This window comes from Streptococcus canis (assembly GCF_900636575.1).
In the GTDB taxonomy this organism is placed as follows: Bacteria; Bacillota; Bacilli; order Lactobacillales; family Streptococcaceae; genus Streptococcus; species Streptococcus canis.
In genome coordinates, this window is sequence record NZ_LR134293.1 from 2,019,488 (window position 1) to 2,036,068 (window position 16,581).

The window sequence follows — 16,581 nt, forward strand, 5'->3', positions numbered from 1 at the left end:
TAGGCTAATAAACCTGATCAATCGAGGCTGAGCATTAATGTCCCAGCCTCCTCTTTTATCATCTAGAAAGGAAATGGTGAATGTCTCTTTTTTCATCTCTTCCCCCTAGTGTCTTACAATGGTTTGCGATTTTCCTATCCATTATCATTGAAGCGCTGCCTTTTGTACTCTTGGGAACTATTCTATCGGGTTGTATTGAAGTTTTTGTAACACCAGACTTAGTTCAAAAATACCTTCCCAAACAAAAATTCTTGCGCATCCTATTTGGAACCTTTGTCGGTTTTGTGTTTCCTTCATGCGAATGTGGGATTATCCCAATTATTAACCGCTTTTTAGAAAAAAGGGTCCCTAGTTACACAGCTGTGCCCTTTCTGGCGACGGCTCCTATTATTAATCCCATTGTCTTATTTGCAACCTATTCTGCTTTTGGGAATTCTTTGCGCTTTCTGATGCTTCGCTTGGTCGGCGCTATCTTGGTAGCCATTTCACTTGGGATTATGTTAGCTTTTGTCGTAGATGACAACATTCTCAAGGAGAATGCTCAACCTGTTCATTTTCATGATTATTCTCATGAAAGCTTGCCCAAGCGTATTTACCTAGCCTTGGTTCATGCCATTGATGAGTTTTTCGATACCGGCAGGTACTTGGTGTTTGGGACCTTGATTGCCTCTGCCATGCAAATTTATGTCCCAACCCGTGTGCTAACAACGATTGGGCATAGTCCCTTAACAGCTATTGTGATCATGATGCTCATGGCATTCATTCTATCATTATGTAGTGAAGCCGATGCCTTTATCGGAGCTTCCTTATTATCAACCTTTGGAGTGGCTCCTGTCCTTGCCTTCCTCTTGATTGGTCCTATGGTGGATATTAAAAACCTGATGATGATGTTAAAGGCTTTTAAAGGACGTTTCATTGTCCAATTTATCGGTGTATCCGTCATTATGATTACTGTTTATTGTTTACTTGTGGGGGTGCTCTAATGATTCGTTTTTTAATTTTAGCTGGCTATTTTGAATTAACCATGTACCTCCAATTATCTGGAAAATTGGATCAATACATCAATGTACGCTATTCTTACCTTGCTTATATTTCCATGGTTTTATCTTTCATTTTAGCTCTTGTTCAACTCTATACCTGGATGAAAAATATTAAGGTGCACAGCCATTTAACAGGAAAAATCGCAAAGCTGACGAGTCCTTTTATCTTGGTCTTTCCTGTCTTGGTTGGTCTCCTTGTGCCGACCGTGACCTTAGATTCCACCACGGTTTCTGCTAAAGGCTACACTTTCCCATTGGCTGCGGGAGCCTCTAAAACAGGCGTCAGTGATGACGGTACCACCATTCAATACCTCAAACCTGATACCAGCCTTTATTTTACAAAATCTGCCTATCAAAAAGAGATGCGCCAAGAACTCAATAAATATAAAGGTAAGAAACCTGTCACCATTACCACTGAAAATTATATGGAAGTGATGGAGTTAATCTATCTCTATCCTGATGAGTTTGTTGATCGTGACATTCAGTATACTGGTTTTGTTTACAATGAACCTGGACACGATAGCTACCAATTTCTTTTCCGTTTTGGCATTATTCACTGTATTGCCGATTCAGGGGTATACGGACTTCTGACCACAGGTAGTCAAACCAACTATCCTAACAACACATGGCTAACGGTTAAAGGTCGCCTTCATATGGAATATGACAGCAAGTTGGAACAAAATTTACCTGTTCTTCAAATTGCCGAGGTTCATCAAGTTCAAGAACCTGATAACCCTTATGTTTACCGCGTTTTTTAGACATTAACAAAAAACCAGCTGTTTTTTATCAAAACAACTGGTTTTTGAATTTTCTCAGTTAGCATACGACCAGAGTCTCCTGTTAGGCAGAACCAATTTAGGAAACATCATCCTCGAGACAACGTCCATTGGTTTGAATGACCTGTCGATACCAATCAAACGATTTTTTCTTATAGCGTGTGAGTTGACCAGTACCATCATCATCTCGGTCAACGTATATCAGGCCATAACGCTTGCTTAATTGGGCTGTTGACATAGAGACACAATCAATACAGCCCCAAGAAGTGTAACCCATGACCTCGACGCCATCTTCAATCGCTTTGGCAACTTGTACGAGGTGCTGCCCCATGTAGTCAATACGATAATCATCTTCCACTGTCCAACTACCATCTGCGGTTGGCACCAGCTGATCCTTTGCCCCTAAGCCATTTTCAACAATAAACAAAGGAATTTGGTAGCGATCATAGTACTGATTCAAGACCAAACGCAGACCAACAGGATCAATCTGCCAGCCCCATTCTGAAGATTGTAAATGCGGATTGACCAGGCCACCTAAAATATTTCCCTCACCAGTAGCATACTCTTCTGGATTATGGGCTTGTGTGACACTCATGTAATAGCTAAAGGATAGAAAATCAACCGTATGTTGCGCCAATAATTCCTTATCGCCGTCTTCAAAAACAATCTCAATCCCATTTTCTTTAAAATACGAATTGATATATGAAGGATACTTGCCTCTCACATGAATATCTGAAAATAAGAGATTAAGGTTTTCAAATTCACGCGCAGCAAGCACATCTCTCGGATCAGAGGTCATTGGATAAGCAGGCATCGCCAAAATCATACACCCAACTTTAACATCAGGGTTAATTTCATGCGCTAGTTTTGTGACACTAGCAGATGCTACCAATTCATGATGGATGGCTTGGTATAAATCTTGCGGGCTCAGCTGTTCTTTTTCCGTCATGATGCCACCGCTGATAAAGGGCATGTGCAAAATCGAGTTGACTTCGTTGAAGGTCAACCAGTATTTGACTTTACCCTTGTAGCGTTCCATGACTGTCTGAGCAAATCGCTCAAAAAAGCCAATTAGACGTCTATCTGTCCAACCATTATAGGTCTTGGCCAAATGCAAAGGTGTCTCATAATGCGATAAGGTCACCAAGGGCTCAATGCCGTATTTCAATAACTCATCAAATAAATCATCATAAAATTGCAAACCTGCTTCATTGGGCTGGTCATCATCACCGTTTGGAAAAATACGAGACCAAGCAATGGAAGTTCGAAAGACTTTAAAGCCCATCTCGGCAAAAAGAGCAATGTCTTCTTTGTAGCGGTGGTAAAAATCAATCGCCTCTAATTTTAAATTATCGCTGGTAGGACTGTCTGTCCATTCTCCTAGCCCACCGTTTGGAAGGACGTCTTGTACGGACCAACCTTTTCCGTCTGCCTCAAATGCCCCTTCCACTTGGTTGGCTGCCACTGCGCCGCCCCATAAGAAATCCTTTGGAAAAATTCCCATTCTTCTTCTCCTTTTATGTTATAAAATTACTAACAAAGCATCCTCTTTGCTCACCATTTTGTTATCATCTTGGACAATAATCTCCAACTGCTCAGCCGAATTGGTCACGACCACAGGACTGATGAGTGAATAGCCTTTTGAAGCAATAAAATCAGTATCCATTCGTAGGAGTGCTTGACCTCGTTTCACGACATCACCAACAGACACTAACTGCTCGAAACCTTGTCCCTTTAACTCGACCGTATCAATACCAACATGAATCAAGACTTCTACACCAGCTTCATTTCTCAAAACAATAGCGTGTTTGGTAGGGAAAAATGTGATGATTTCGCCATCAAAAGGAGCATAAACTTCTCCCTGACTTGGCAAAATAGCGAAGCCTTCTCCTAATAACTTGGAAGAAAAGGTCTCATCAGGAACGGCTGCCAAAGGAAGCATCTCACCTGTCATTGGAGCATACAGAGTTTGTTTGGTTGACAAACCACTCTTAACTTGGGAAATGTCTGCTGAACCACTTGCTTGCTCTGGGCACTCTTCATCAATTCCCAAGAACCAAGTCAAAATGAAGGTTAATACAATCGTTGCTACGGCAGCAATCACAGCATTTCTAAAATTAGCCCCGCCTGCCGGGTTGATGTACTGTGGTAAACCGATAATAGAAGGAACGACAAAGGTATAAGAAGCAAGATTGACAAAACCAATAAAAGCTCCGACCAAACCACCTGAAATCATGGCTGCATAAAGCGGCTTTTTAAATTTCAGTGTAACACCATAAAGTGCTGGTTCCGTGATCCCCGCTAGTAAAGCTGAAATCCCCGCGGCAAGGGCAACTTGACGTGTTTGTTTTTGTTTCGCCTTGAAAGCCACTGCAATCGCTGCTGCTCCTTGAGCCAAGTTAGAAGCTAACATGGCTGGTAAAATCAAAACGTCTGGTGTCGCAACCGAAGCAGCCAAAAAGATGGGTGCAAAAGCCCAGTGCATCCCTGTCATGACAACAAGCGGCATAATCGCACCTAAAATGGCTAGGGCTAACCACGGAGCCACATGATAAATAGCAAGCATGGTATTGGATAATCCCTGACCAATAATCACACCAAGAGGACCTACAACCACTAAAGCCAAAAAGCCAGAAACCAAAATGATTACTGTTGGCTGTAAGAAGCTCTTCATCACGCTTGGCACTAAGCGATTGACCCATTTTTCAATGTATTGCATCAAGTAAACCATGATCAAAATCGGAATAACAGATGAGCCATAACTCGCCGGAGTGACTGGTGCTCCAAATAGAGCCAACGGTTTACCTTCTGCTACCATTGCGACAAAGGAAGGATGCAATAAAATCCCTGCGACCGTCGCTGCTAAAACAGGTGTCACCTTAAAGCGCGCTGCTGCTGAATAAGCAATCATCACAGGCATAAAATAATAAGCCGCATCGCCAAAGAAGTTAATAAAGGCAACAGTTTGAGAATCTGCACTCGCTAAGCCAAGCATAGGAAGCAAGATGCCCACCACTTTCAGCATTCCGCCACCAAGAAGGGCTGGAATCAGCGGTGTAATCACTCCCGCAATGGTTTCAATCAAACACTCAATAATAGTACCTTTTGCTTTTGAAGGGTGGGCTTCATCTTGATTGTCAAAATGCCCTAGGCTTAAAAAGGCTTGATAATAATTATTAACATCATTTCCCAAGATAATTTGGTACTGGCCGTTTTTGCGCATCACGCCAATCACATTTGTAATGGCTTTGACAGTCTGGTCATCTACCAGTTCATCATTTTTGAGGACGAGACGTAGACGCGTCACACAGTGCGTCACCTGTTGAATATTTTTTTCGCCGCCAACTGCCGCTAAAATAGCCTTGGCAGTTTCTTTATAAGTCATATGAAGTCTCCTTTAAATTTTTCACTAACCGTTTCACATGTACCGTTAGGTACAATTGTTCACTTGCATTTAGCTGGTAATGATAGTCTCGTGCCATATCCTTACCGATTTCTTTGACACATTGGTAGGCTTTAGGATATTTTGCCTTGACAACCAAGAGTAAATCCGCATCATCATCGTCGTAAGTTGTTCCTGACAAGACTCGCTGTGCAAACAGCTTGGCATGGGTCATAAAACGATAATAGTCAATCGAATCCTCGTCCAATTCTGTCTTAAAGGTCGTCTTCACTTTCTGCTCGATAGAAGACACAATTTCCGTGATTTTCTGGGGCTCATTAAATGGATTATCCAAGCCAGCGTTGACAAAATGCGTCGCAATAAAGGCCGCCTCATCAAGCGCAAGAGAAATCCCCAAATCACGCCCAATCAGCTCGAGCGCCTTGACCCCAATCGCATATTCATCCGGATAATACCGCTGAATTTCCCACCTCAAGGGATTTTGAATCAGCATCCCTTGCTCGTGCCGTTCGATGGCAGAATGGATATGATCCGTCAAATTGATATAGAGAATCTCATCCAGCGTCTTCCCTAGCTTGATTTTCCCTAAATTGATAATCCTTTCCGAACACGCCACAACCTCTGGCGGAACCGTAATAAACAATTCCGTAAATCGGTTCATATTCTCGCTGTTTTTTAAAACAAATGATGTTTCAATAGCGTTGACATCAATACTATCTCCAACTTTTTTCTTAAATGCGATACCTTTTCCCATCAACAAAATGTCTAGACCCTGATGGTTGGTCGAAATGGCCGCATTATGGTTTAAAACGCGTTTAATAATCATAAAAGTCCTAGTCCTTTAGTATCACAATAAAAAACGACCCATCCAAAAGCCGCCCAAAAAGCACTTTTCGAATAGGTCCCTGCTCACAAAGTTGTGATAACATCCTTTAATATTCTGATTGTTATGTCTCTAGCCTGCTTACCCAAAGTAATCACATCTGAGAACGCTTTAATTTTATCATCTCCTTCATTTCCTGTCAAGCGTTTTCAAAAAATTCTCTGAAAGGAGACCTCTTTCCAATCTTATCTCTTCCTTTTACCAAAAGAGACTTTCTGACAAGTTTAAGATTCTATGGTACAATAACAAACGATTAGATAAAGGAGTTATCATGTCAAATCATCATCAAACAGTTTCAAAACAAACGATTATGGCCATTGTTGCCATAGCACTCATTGGTTTTTCAGGCATTTTATCTGAAACCAGCATGAATGTTACCTTCCCAACCCTGATGTCAGTCTATCAGTTACCCTTAAATAGCTTGCAATGGATGACGACTATTTATTTACTAGCAGTGGCGATTATGATGACCACTTCGGCTACCCTCAAGAAAAATGTGCGGGAAAGACCCCTCTTTTTTATGGCCACAGGTCTCTTTACCTTTGGAACCATCTTGGCCGTGCTGACCCAGTCCTTTGCAATCATGTTGTTAGCCCGCATTTTTCAAGGCATTGGGACTGGTATGATTATGCCACAAATGTTTAACATCATCCTTGAGCGAGTCCCTATGCACAAGATTGGATTTTTCATGGGGTTTGGCGGATTAATTATTAGTCTGGCACCTGCCTTTGGACCTACTTATGGCGGCTTTATGATTAGTCATTTTAGCTGGCAATGGATTTTCATCGGTATTTTACCAGTGCCGTTAATAGCTAGTATCCTTGCTTACCTTTACCTTGAAGATTCACCAGCAGGTGATAAGGTTCCCTTTGATTGGCTTGCTTTTATGGCATTGTCTGTTAGCTTGACATCTGCTTTACTGACCATTACTAGCCTCGAAAGCGGACATATCAATTGGCTTTATCTGGGACTATTTCTCATTAGCCTAATCATCTTCCTCTACAAGAATCTCACAGCCAAGCAACCCTTTCTTGATATTCGGATTCTCAAAATTCCCTCTCTGACCTTTGGTTTAATTCCCTTTTTCGTCTTTCAGCTGATTAATTTAGGCATTAATTTTCTAACACCCAACTTTATTGTGATAGAAAAGATTGCTAACAGTTCTCAAGCTGGTATGGTACTCCTACCTGGCACCTTACTCGGAGCTCTGCTGGCACCTGCTTTTGGCAAGCTTTATGATCAAAAAGGAGCCAGATTATCCCTTTATTTAGGCAACGCTCTTTTTAGCCTGTCTCTACTGATAATGACCTTACAGACCAAACACTTCATGCTTGGAGCCTTCACCTTCTTGTATATCCTCTTTACTTTCGGGCGAAACATGGGCTTTAATAATAGCCTAGCCACAGCTATTAGAGAATTGCCTGCCGAGAAAAATGCCGATGCCACGGCCATTTTTCAGATGATGCAGCAATTTGCTGGCGCTCTAGGAACGGCTTTAGCATCGCTGATAGCTAATAGTCAACCAGAATTCACAAGCGGTGTACAGTCTGTCTATCTTCTTTTTACTAATTTTGCTCTGTTTAATTTTATCTTTTTCTTTGCTATGTTTTACCATTTAGGGAAAAAAGGATTAGCCTAAAATAACATACCAAAAACCAGACTCGTTCAATAAAACAAGACTGGTTTTTACTGTTATAAGATACCTTCCAAAAGGCCTTTCATAAAGTCTTCTGAATGGAATTCTCCAATATCATCAATTTTTTCACCAAATCCGATGAACTTCACTGGGATGTCTAATTCTTGACGGATAGCCAAGACCACACCACCTTTGGCAGTCCCATCAATTTTCGTTAAAATCAAACCTGTCAATGGTGTTATTTTTGAAAATTCCTTGGCCTGGCTAAGCGCATTTTGACCTGTTGAAGCATCTAAAGCCAAGAGCGTTTCATGGGGGGCATCGGGCAACACACGCTTAATGATACGACCCATTTTTTCCAGCTCTGCCATAAGATTTTCTTTGTTTTGCAGACGACCAGCCGTATCAATCAGAAGAATATCTGCACCTTCTGCCACAGCTTTTTCCACACCGTCAAAAACAACGGACGCTGGGTCAGCCTTTTCAGGACCCGTAATCACTGGCACATCTACTCGACGACCCCATTCTACTAGCTGAGCAACAGCGCCGGCACGGAAGGTATCAGCTGCCACTAGCATGACTTTTTTTCCTTCTTGTTTGTAGCGGTAAGCAAGCTTCCCAATCGAAGTCGTTTTACCAACCCCGTTAACCCCTACAAACAACATAACGGTCAAGCCATCTTGATAATTAATGGCTTCATTATAACACCCGTCTTTTTCATAGATGTCCACCAATCTTTCCACAATCACGCGTTTTAAGGCATCTGGTTTTTTAGCATTCTCAAGTTTGGCTTCATAACGCAATTGCTCAGTCAGAGCTGTTGCCACATGTACACCGACATCTGATAGGATCAACATTTCTTCTAGGTCTTCAAAGAACTCTTCATCCACCCGCCTGAAATTGGCAAAAAAACTGTTTAGGCGAGCTGACAAGCCTGTCCGTGTTTTTTTTAGGCTACGATTGTATTTTTCTTGTTCTGTCTCAGGAGTGGTAACTTGGGTTGCCTTATCTTGAGGAGCTTCTGCTGGGGCAAATTCCTGCTTTTCCTGTGAGGCTTCTTCGGGCATTAGTGGCACTGTTGCCGCTGCTTCTTGAAGATTTTTTTCAAGGGCAGTCTTGCGACGATAGTAGTCTTCCATAACGTGTTGGCTACTGGATTGCTCTTCTGAAGTGTCTGCTGCTGTTTCCTTCGTCGAATCATTTGAGGCATCATCTTGTGCTGGTGTCGTTGGAAACTGTTCCACAACTGGCTGGTCCCTAACGTCTTTGGTCTCTGATGCAGTCGTTTGGCTCAGTTCACTTATATTAAGTTCTTCTTTTTCATCAGCAGCAACTAAAAAATCGTCACTACTATCAACCATCTCTTCCTCAACATGTGCATCTACTGAAGCTGTTTTGAAATCATTTTCCACCGAACCGACATCCTCCCAAGAAACGACTTCTTGTTGAACCATCTCAATCTTGTCTTGCTCATTGGTTTTCTCTGACAGCCCGTCTTCTCCAACTAGTTTTTCTAAAAGGTCTTTTTCTACTTTGTCTTCAACAACTTTAGAGGTTTCTTTTTTCCCAAATAAACGATCAAATAATCCCATTAGCTCTCCTCATCTAAAATAAATCTCTTCACAGCTTCTGCAACTCCAGACTCGTCATTGGTCAAGGTGGTCACAGCATTGGCAATGGCTTTAGCTCCTGCGACACCATTAGCCATAGCTACTCCAAGTCCTGCCCATTCCAGCATGGTAAAGTCGTTAGCTTCATCTCCCATAGCCATGACATGTCTAGCTTCAAGACCAAGATGTTGGCAGAGCAAGTTTAATCCAAAAGCCTTATCAATGCCTTTTGGCATGATTTCAAAAATAATATCCCGTGATTTAAAGGTCTCAAACTCTTCAAATAAACTTGGGGATAGCTTCGCAATCTGCTGGTCCAAAAAGTCCGGATCGGTTACTGTCACAATTTTGTTATAGGTAATGTCTTTTGGTAGTTCAGCTAAGGAGGCCACCTCGATAAAGGTCAACAGCGGGTTGGCTAGGTGGTATTGCGAATGCCTGCCGTCCTTACTTGGAATGCTATACACATTGCCATCACTGATAATATCTGTTGGTAAGCCAACCGCCTCTAAGGCTTGTTGAATCTGGCGAACCTGGTCAAAACTGAGAGAACTCTTGTCCAAAATGTCTCCTGTATTTCGCTGGACCAAGCCACCATTAAAGGTAATACTATAGTCATCATGGTCAAGCAAGTCCAACTCTTCTAACAGATTGCCAATAGCCTTTAGAGGACGACCTGTTGTAATAACCACCTTAACCCCTTTTTCTCTAGCAGCTGCCAAGGCTTTTTTATTAGCATCTGTGACAACTTTTTCAGTGTTGTAGAGGGTGCCATCTAAATCAAGCGCCAAAATTCTAATATCCATTAATTATACTAGTCCTTCTAAATACGTTAATACTGCTCCGTCATTACAATGACCAATAACCTGATCTGAAATTGCTTTGATTTCAGGTCTTGCATTTTCCGTTGCGATAGCTTTTCCAGCAAACTCCAACATCTGGTAATCGTTAAAATTGTCCCCAAAAGCAATCGTTTCTACTGGTTTAATGCCCAAAGCCTGACAAAGGTGAGCCATCCCAAAGCCCTTATTGACCTCTTTTAAAATAATATCGATGGAATCAAAGCCGGTGGTCACTGCAGTGGCATAAGGGAGGGCCTGGTTCAGCCAATCGCTTCCTTCTAAGACCGTATCGCCAGTGAAGTTGGTAGAGACTTTGAAAATGACATCATTTTCCATAGCTTCAAAACCATCAATCACCTGAACATTAGCATAGTAATGTTTTGTTTTTTGAATGTACTCTTCTGTCGCACCTTTTAAAACATAAGCTGCCTTTTGCCCCGAAAAAACCATACCTGATTCTACGTAGTGAGGATTAGCTAAGACCTTTTCTGCAACTTCGATGTACTGCTCTTTGGTCATCACATCTGCAAATAGAATCTCACCACGGCATTGAACCACAGAGCCATTTTCTGCAATAATAGCAATTTGCTCTAAAAAGGGTTCAAAAAGCTGGGCAATAGCTAAGAGCGAACGGCCACTCGAAACCGTAAATAAAATGCCTTTTTCGGCTAACTTTGGCAAGAGCGCAGCTAATTGCCCTTGATTATAAGTACCATCTTCAGCTAGGAAGGTACCATCCATATCTGTCGCTATCAATTTAATCATACAATCTAACCTTTTCCCTTTCAAGGGGGTGCAAAACCCGAGTGGGGTGTGCATCTCAAATCCTAATATAACTCCTTCTATTATAACACAGAAACACCAAAAAAAGACGTGCCGAATTGACACATCTTGTCTTCTATAAATCAATCCGAACACCATTTTTGAAGGTGAGGCTGATTTTCTTGCCCTCTTTAATATCCAATCGCTCAACACTAGTCTGCCAGAGTTCTTGATTGAAATCTGTAATGAGGTCTTCCTGCTGTTTGAGTTGTTGAATAAATCCATCAAGACTTAGCTGTTTACTTTTCTGCTCTTCTAAGGATGACGTAGCTTCCTGCAACTCTTTCTGCCTTTCTTGGTAGGCTGTTACTAGAGTATCGTACTGCTCTTGGTAAAGGTCTTGATTCTGAGCCTTCCTTGCATTTCTATCAACCAAGTCTTCAATGTCTTGTCGAATAGTTTCAAGTTGCTGCTCCAAATCATCAATCTTGTTTTCAAGCGGTGAGGTGTCTTTTGCCAAGTCAATCAAGAGTTCTGTATTAGCGACAATCTCCTCTCGATTACTGAGGAGTTGGTTCATGGCTGATAGGAACCAACCTTTAATCTCTTCCTCCGTCACATGGGGAGTCTGACATTTATGCTCACCCTTATACTTGGCATTGCACTGGTAGATGGTTCGTTTGTACTTGCTGGTAGAGTGCCACACCTTACTTCCAAAGGCTGACCCACAGTCACCGCAGAACAGTCGTCCTGTGAAGATGTTATTGGTTTGCCGTTTCTTTTCTAACTTATCCAATTCAACCTGAACCAAATCAAAGACTTCACGCTTGATAATGGCTTCATGGTTATTCTCCACATAATACTGTGGGAGTTCCCCTTCATTAGGTTTGGTGCTTTTGGTCAAGAAGTCCGTTGTAAAACTTTTCTGAAGGAGGGCATCCCCTTTGTATTTTTCATTCCGAAGCATACGCTTAACTGTACCGTAACTCCACTTCCTTTTTCCTTGTGGGGTTGGAATCCCTTGGGCAGTCAACTCCCTTGCGATTTTATTGGGGTTGTTGCCCAGTAAAACCTGATGGAAAATGTACCTCACGATTTTAGCTTCTTCTTGGTCAATTTCAAAACCACCCGTGTCACTTTTCTTGAAGCCTAAAACTTGGCTGTAGGAAAAGGTCACTTGCCCTTCAGCCAACTGACGTCGTCTGCCCCAAGTCACGTTCTCTGAAATGGAACGGCTCTCCTCTTGAGCAAGACTCGACATGATGGTAATCAGAAGCTCCCCTTTAGAATCAAAGGTCCAAATGTTCTCTTTTTCAAAATAGATTTCAACACCTGCTTCCTTGAGTTTGCGAACCGTTGAAAGGGAGTCCACCGTGTTTCTGGCAAATCGGCTGACTGACTTGGTTAAAATAAGGTCTACCTTTCCGTCAAGGGCATCTTCCACCATTTCTTGAAACCCAAGTCTCTTTTTGGTGTTTGTTCCAGAAATCCCTTCATCGGAATACATCTTGACAAATTCCCAATCTGAGCGACTGTTGATGTAGTCTGTATAGTATGTCATCTGAGCTTCGTAGGAAGTTGTCTGATCTTCATGGTCAGTGGATACTCTGGCATAGCCTGCCACTCGTCGTTTGGTAAAGCTGGGCAGGTCAACCTTATGGGTGACCTGTTTGGCTGGTTCTATCGTGATAACTTTTTTCATGTCTACCGTCCTTTCTGAATGATGACGTGTTTTTCTTCTCCATTTCTATAGGTCGCTTTAGCTTCATTGGTCACGCTATTAAAAGAAATATGGTGAATGTCTTCTGTATTTATGCTCTCACCAAAGGCTTGAAAGAGCTGTTCTTCTGTAACGGTACGTCCTAGACAAGCCTCGACACCCTTGGCATCTCTTGTCCTGCAGTAATACCTCACTCGCTTTTCCTGATTAGATTTGGTCTCCAAAGTTAAAATCATGTCTAAACCGCAGTGCTCACAATACACTTTGCCTTGTAACTTTGCTAGGGCATCATGCTTTGATACTCTCCTCCTAGCACGCCGCTTTTTCTCTTGATTGACCTGTTGGAAATACTCTGGTGTCACAATGGCTTCGTGGGCATTCTCAACGATATACTTTGCCATCTGCCCATCGTTTGGAATAGAGCGACTGCCAAAATGATCTCGAAAGGTCTTCTGTAAAATAAGTCGTCCGCAGTAGGCTTCTTGGTCAAACATGTTATAAATAATTCGCTTAGTAAAGCGATTACCTAGCCTTGTTCGTTCTCCCCTATCATCAAGCCTTTTAGCTATTTTTGGGGCTGAAAGTCCTTCCATATACCATTCAAAGACCTGTCTGACAATTGAGGCTTCATGGGGTTCAATCACATACTCTTCGCCATTCCATCGATAGCCAAAGATGTCTTGGGGAATATAAGGTTTTCCATCTTCAAAGCGTTTCTTCACTCGCCATCTGATGTTTTGACTGATAGACTGTGATTCTTCTTGAGCCATGGAGGCAAGCAGGGTTAAAAGCAACTCCCCTTCAGCGGTTAGGGTGTCAATCTTCTCCTTTTCAAAGCGAACACTGATACCAAGTCGCTTCAGCTCACGAACAGTTTCCAAAAGCTCCACCGTATTTCGACCAAATCGTGAGATAGATTTGGTTAAAATAAGGTCTACCTTCCCCTTGCGACAATCTTCAAGTAACTGTTGAAAATCTCGTCTATGAGCTTGACTACGGCCACTAATGGCTGAATCGCTGTAAACTCCCACATAGTCCCATTCAGGATTTGCCTGTATCATTTGGCTGTAGTAGCTGACTTGATTGGATAAGGACTGGAGTAAACTCGTATGCGAAACCCTAGTGTATGCGGCCACCTTTAACCTTTTGATGGTAGTTACCTTTTGGGCTTGTATCGTTTTGATTTGTTTCATTGATACATCTCCTTTCGCAACTATATATCACTCTAAAGCCCTTATTTATCAAGTTTTTAGGCAACTAATTGGCTCAGAAATGGCTCATATTTTTCGAGCATTTTTGCCTTAAATTCTTGGAAGACGGCTTCAGAAATCAGACCTTGAGACAGGAGCTGCTTGGCCTGTGCCATAGTCAGTTGGTAGGTAAGTTCTTGTTGAAAGTCTTGTTCTGTCATTTCTTGTCTCCAAATCTAGCAGTCACATAGCACTTACGACTACAATATTTTCTCTTAGGATTAGCGTAGGAGGTAAACTCACCCCCACAAGCCAAACAGACATGCTCGGTATAGGTCTGTCGATTGACTTCCTCCAAATGGCTGTTCCACCAAGTTTGGCGACAGGACGTTCCACAAAAGCGTTTCTTTTTCTTACCATCTATATGCGTCAAAACACGACCACAAGCATGACAATAATCTGGTAAAACATCATCTGTTTTCTCACCAGCCTTTATCGCCTCACGACGACAAAATGACTTTATGGTGTTAGACGATAGACTGAGCTTTACGCCAATGGCTTTATAACCAAGTCCATGTTCTCGTAAATAACGAATAGTTGCTTTTTGTTCTGGGATCATGACTTTCCTCCTTCTATCTACTAGGTGACTAAAAGTGATATTTAGTCCAAACTAAAGAAAACTTTTTCTCTACATGACTAGGTAACTTTTAGAGGAGTTTTTCCGGTTTTTTGAAAAAAACTTCTCTCTACCTTCCTAAGTAAGTTTGAGGAGGAAAATTCCGCCATATGGAAAAAAAGAAAAAAGAAAAAGCCTGATGTTTCCACCAGGCTTGATAACTTTTATCCTAATCTGAACCAACCGATGACTTTTCCAAGTTTGACCGTGCCAGTCGCATCATAGAGTGAGCCATCTGCCATCCAGACACGTTTTACTCGGCGAGTAATACCGCCTCCACCAATTTCCAATTGGTCATTGATACCATTCTTGTTGTGGTCAGTATAACCATCGACATTCTGTTCCACACCATCAATGCTTGTACCATCTGAGTCGGTAATACAAATGCCAATGTGGCCATAAGGGTGACTGTCTGTCTTAATGACATAGAAATCGCCAGCTTTAGGATTTACTCCCCAAGCATCCTTGATGACTGTAAAGCCATTGGCTTTTGCCTTGGTTAAGCAGTCAATGGCATTGGTGTAAGCCATATCCTTATCGGTCAACTCCTGTACAATCTTATCCACCAGACTGACGCATTGTCCGCCATAAGGGTTGGTAGGAACAGTCACCTTTTGCCCTACCTTAGACAGGGCAGATGCAACTGCACGTTGAGCAAGGCTTGTCCCCACTGCCTTGATGGAACTGGTTGCCTTATGGACTTTCAAGGTCTGCCCAATCTTTAAAACATCCGTTTTCTTCAAGCCATTTAAGGCTAGAAGACTATCAACGGTTGTCCCAAATTTCCGAGAAATCTTCCAATAACTATCCCCTTTTTGAGCCGTGTAGGTCTGTTCAGAATGTCCAAGGCTTGTTCCCTCTACATCTTGCTCCAACACCCAAGAGGTAATCCCTTCAAGCAGGTAAGCTCTCTTACTCTGAGACTGCGTTACTCCTTTGACTTGGAGGATTTTGTAGGTGCGACCCTTGACCCAACTCGCCATCGCTTGACCCGTTTGGTAATGAGTCGCATGACCAAGCACACGAACACTATCCCCAACGTGATAAACAGGGCTGGTAGAAGAATGGGGCTGTCCTCCTTGCTTACTGGGGGTGGCAGAAACAACTGTCTTCACCTCCTCTTGGGTAATGGCAGATACGAGAGCTTTAGCCAGTTCTTCCTTCTTATTCTCAAAGATGGTCATGTCTTCTTCGTTATCGATAAAGGCAATCTCCACCAAGCGGTAGGAATATCCACGGTTCTTAGCTTCATTGGCATTATAAAGCCAATCCACCTTCTTAATCCCACGGTTTTGGAAGTGACGGCTCAGGACTGACAAAATAGCCAAATCCTCCTTATCTGCCGTCAAGGAGGATTGAATAAGAACTTCTGTCCCTCTTGCTGTACCATTGAAAGCATTGAAGTGAAGTTCGGTAATCGAGTCATAACCCTTACCTAAGCTACCAATACTGCGATAATCATAAACATTTTGATCAGTGATGTAGTCAATGCTTTTTCCACTGTACTTGGACATGAGTTTGACTAACTCACGAACTTTACCAGCTTCTGTAATGCCTCGTTTGCTATTCATTGCTCCTGGATCATAGGCAGTTCGTCCTTGCCCATGACCACAAATCACTAGATGTTTTCCCATATCAGTCTCCTTCTTTTTCGTTGAATTGTTTTAAGATGGCTCGTAGTTTCTCAGGGATAGGCAAGCCAATCCGCACCGCATTTTCCAAAATACTCAAACCTTCATTGCTCAAGTAAAAGAAAATAACCATGGTGCGAATCGCTCCACCCTGCTTAATGATTTCAGTATCAATGAGGTGTCCCACGGATACCAAAAAGAGAATGGCAATCTTTTTAAAGATGCCTTTGAAACCAAGACCGCTTGATAAATTCTTCTCGACGATTGCCGCAAAGACTCCAGTCACATAATCAATGATGAGAAAAATAAAAAGGGCATATAAGACCCCATCCACTTCTCCAAAAATCGAACCGATAAGTCCTCCGATTGCTGAAAAGAGAACCTTATTTGTTGCCAGTAATTCTTTCATAAT

14 protein-coding genes and 1 pseudogene are annotated in these 16,581 nt (G+C 42.2%); 3 read left to right on the plus strand and 12 right to left on the minus strand.

Annotated features, from left to right (window positions below):
- Window positions 1-80: 80 nt before the first annotated feature.
- Complete coding sequence (locus EL097_RS10175; RefSeq protein WP_003047301.1) at window positions 81-983, plus strand: permease; 903 nt, start codon at window positions 81-83, stop codon at window positions 981-983.
- Window positions 983-1,798, plus strand: coding sequence for a TIGR03943 family putative permease subunit (locus tag EL097_RS10180; protein WP_003047298.1), 816 nt, complete (start codon window positions 983-985; stop codon window positions 1,796-1,798). Before EL097_RS10175 ends, EL097_RS10180 begins: the two co-directional genes overlap by 1 nt.
- Before the next feature lie 97 nt (window positions 1,799-1,895).
- Here the strand turns inward: EL097_RS10180 and EL097_RS10185 are convergent, their stop codons facing one another.
- Genes EL097_RS10185 through licT form a run of 3 tightly spaced genes read right to left on the minus strand, consistent with a single transcriptional unit; the run spans window position 1,896 to window position 6,045 of the window.
- Window positions 1,896-3,320, minus strand: coding sequence for a glycoside hydrolase family 1 protein (locus EL097_RS10185; protein ID WP_003047295.1), 1,425 nt, complete (start codon window positions 3,318-3,320; stop codon window positions 1,896-1,898).
- Between the two features lie 18 nt (window positions 3,321-3,338).
- A complete protein-coding gene (locus EL097_RS10190) occupies window positions 3,339-5,201 on the minus strand; it encodes a PTS beta-glucoside transporter subunit IIBCA (RefSeq protein WP_099983149.1) in 1,863 nt (620 codons plus the stop codon).
- Window positions 5,191-6,045 (minus strand): BglG family transcription antiterminator LicT, encoded by an 855-nt coding sequence (licT, locus tag EL097_RS10195; RefSeq protein ID WP_003047289.1) that lies wholly within the window; start codon window positions 6,043-6,045, stop codon window positions 5,191-5,193. The genes EL097_RS10190 and licT overlap by 11 nt, the downstream gene beginning before the upstream one ends.
- A 328-nt stretch (window positions 6,046-6,373) precedes the next feature.
- On the opposite strand from licT, the gene EL097_RS10200 reads away from it, so the two are divergent.
- Window positions 6,374-7,741 carry an MFS transporter gene (locus tag EL097_RS10200; RefSeq protein ID WP_003047287.1) on the plus strand — a complete coding sequence of 456 codons (1,368 nt, stop codon included), beginning with the start codon at window positions 6,374-6,376 and terminating at the stop codon, window positions 7,739-7,741.
- Window positions 7,742-7,794: 53 nt separating this feature from the next.
- Here the strand turns inward: EL097_RS10200 and ftsY are convergent.
- From ftsY to EL097_RS10240, 9 genes and pseudogenes are all read right to left on the minus strand, one after another.
- Window positions 7,795-8,715: pseudogene (gene ftsY / locus EL097_RS11270) on the minus strand (signal recognition particle-docking protein FtsY); the annotation flags it as partial.
- A 614-nt stretch (window positions 8,716-9,329) separates the two neighbouring features.
- Window positions 9,330-10,154 (minus strand): Cof-type HAD-IIB family hydrolase, encoded by an 825-nt coding sequence (locus EL097_RS10210; RefSeq protein ID WP_003047281.1) that lies wholly within the window; start codon window positions 10,152-10,154, stop codon window positions 9,330-9,332.
- Window positions 10,155-10,157: 3 nt separating this feature from the next.
- Window positions 10,158-10,955: a Cof-type HAD-IIB family hydrolase gene (locus EL097_RS10215; RefSeq protein ID WP_003047278.1), complete on the minus strand. Its 798-nt coding sequence runs from the start codon at window positions 10,953-10,955 to the stop codon at window positions 10,158-10,160.
- Window positions 10,956-11,088: 133 nt separating this feature from the next.
- The gene (locus EL097_RS10220; protein WP_003047275.1) at window positions 11,089-12,654 is read right to left on the minus strand and encodes a recombinase family protein; all 1,566 of its coding nucleotides are present in this window, start codon (window positions 12,652-12,654) and stop codon (window positions 11,089-11,091) included.
- Between the two features lie 2 nt (window positions 12,655-12,656).
- Window positions 12,657-13,865: a recombinase family protein gene (locus EL097_RS10225; protein WP_003047272.1), complete on the minus strand. Its 1,209-nt coding sequence runs from the start codon at window positions 13,863-13,865 to the stop codon at window positions 12,657-12,659.
- A gap of 56 nt (window positions 13,866-13,921) precedes the next feature.
- Window positions 13,922-14,083, minus strand: a complete 162-nt coding sequence (locus EL097_RS10635; protein ID WP_003047269.1) for an SHOCT domain-containing protein — start codon at window positions 14,081-14,083, stop codon at window positions 13,922-13,924.
- On the minus strand, window positions 14,080-14,481 hold the full coding sequence (locus EL097_RS10230) for a hypothetical protein (protein WP_003047268.1): 402 nt from the start codon (window positions 14,479-14,481) through the stop codon (window positions 14,080-14,082). Before EL097_RS10230 ends, EL097_RS10635 begins: the two co-directional genes overlap by 4 nt.
- A 221-nt stretch (window positions 14,482-14,702) precedes the next feature.
- Window positions 14,703-16,172 carry a LysM peptidoglycan-binding domain-containing protein gene (locus EL097_RS10235; protein ID WP_003047266.1) on the minus strand — a complete coding sequence of 490 codons (1,470 nt, stop codon included), beginning with the start codon at window positions 16,170-16,172 and terminating at the stop codon, window positions 14,703-14,705.
- A 1-nt stretch (window position 16,173) separates the two neighbouring features.
- The gene (locus EL097_RS10240; protein WP_003047264.1) at window positions 16,174-16,578 is read right to left on the minus strand and encodes a phage holin family protein; all 405 of its coding nucleotides are present in this window, start codon (window positions 16,576-16,578) and stop codon (window positions 16,174-16,176) included.
- Between the last annotated feature and the right edge of the window lie 3 nt (window positions 16,579-16,581).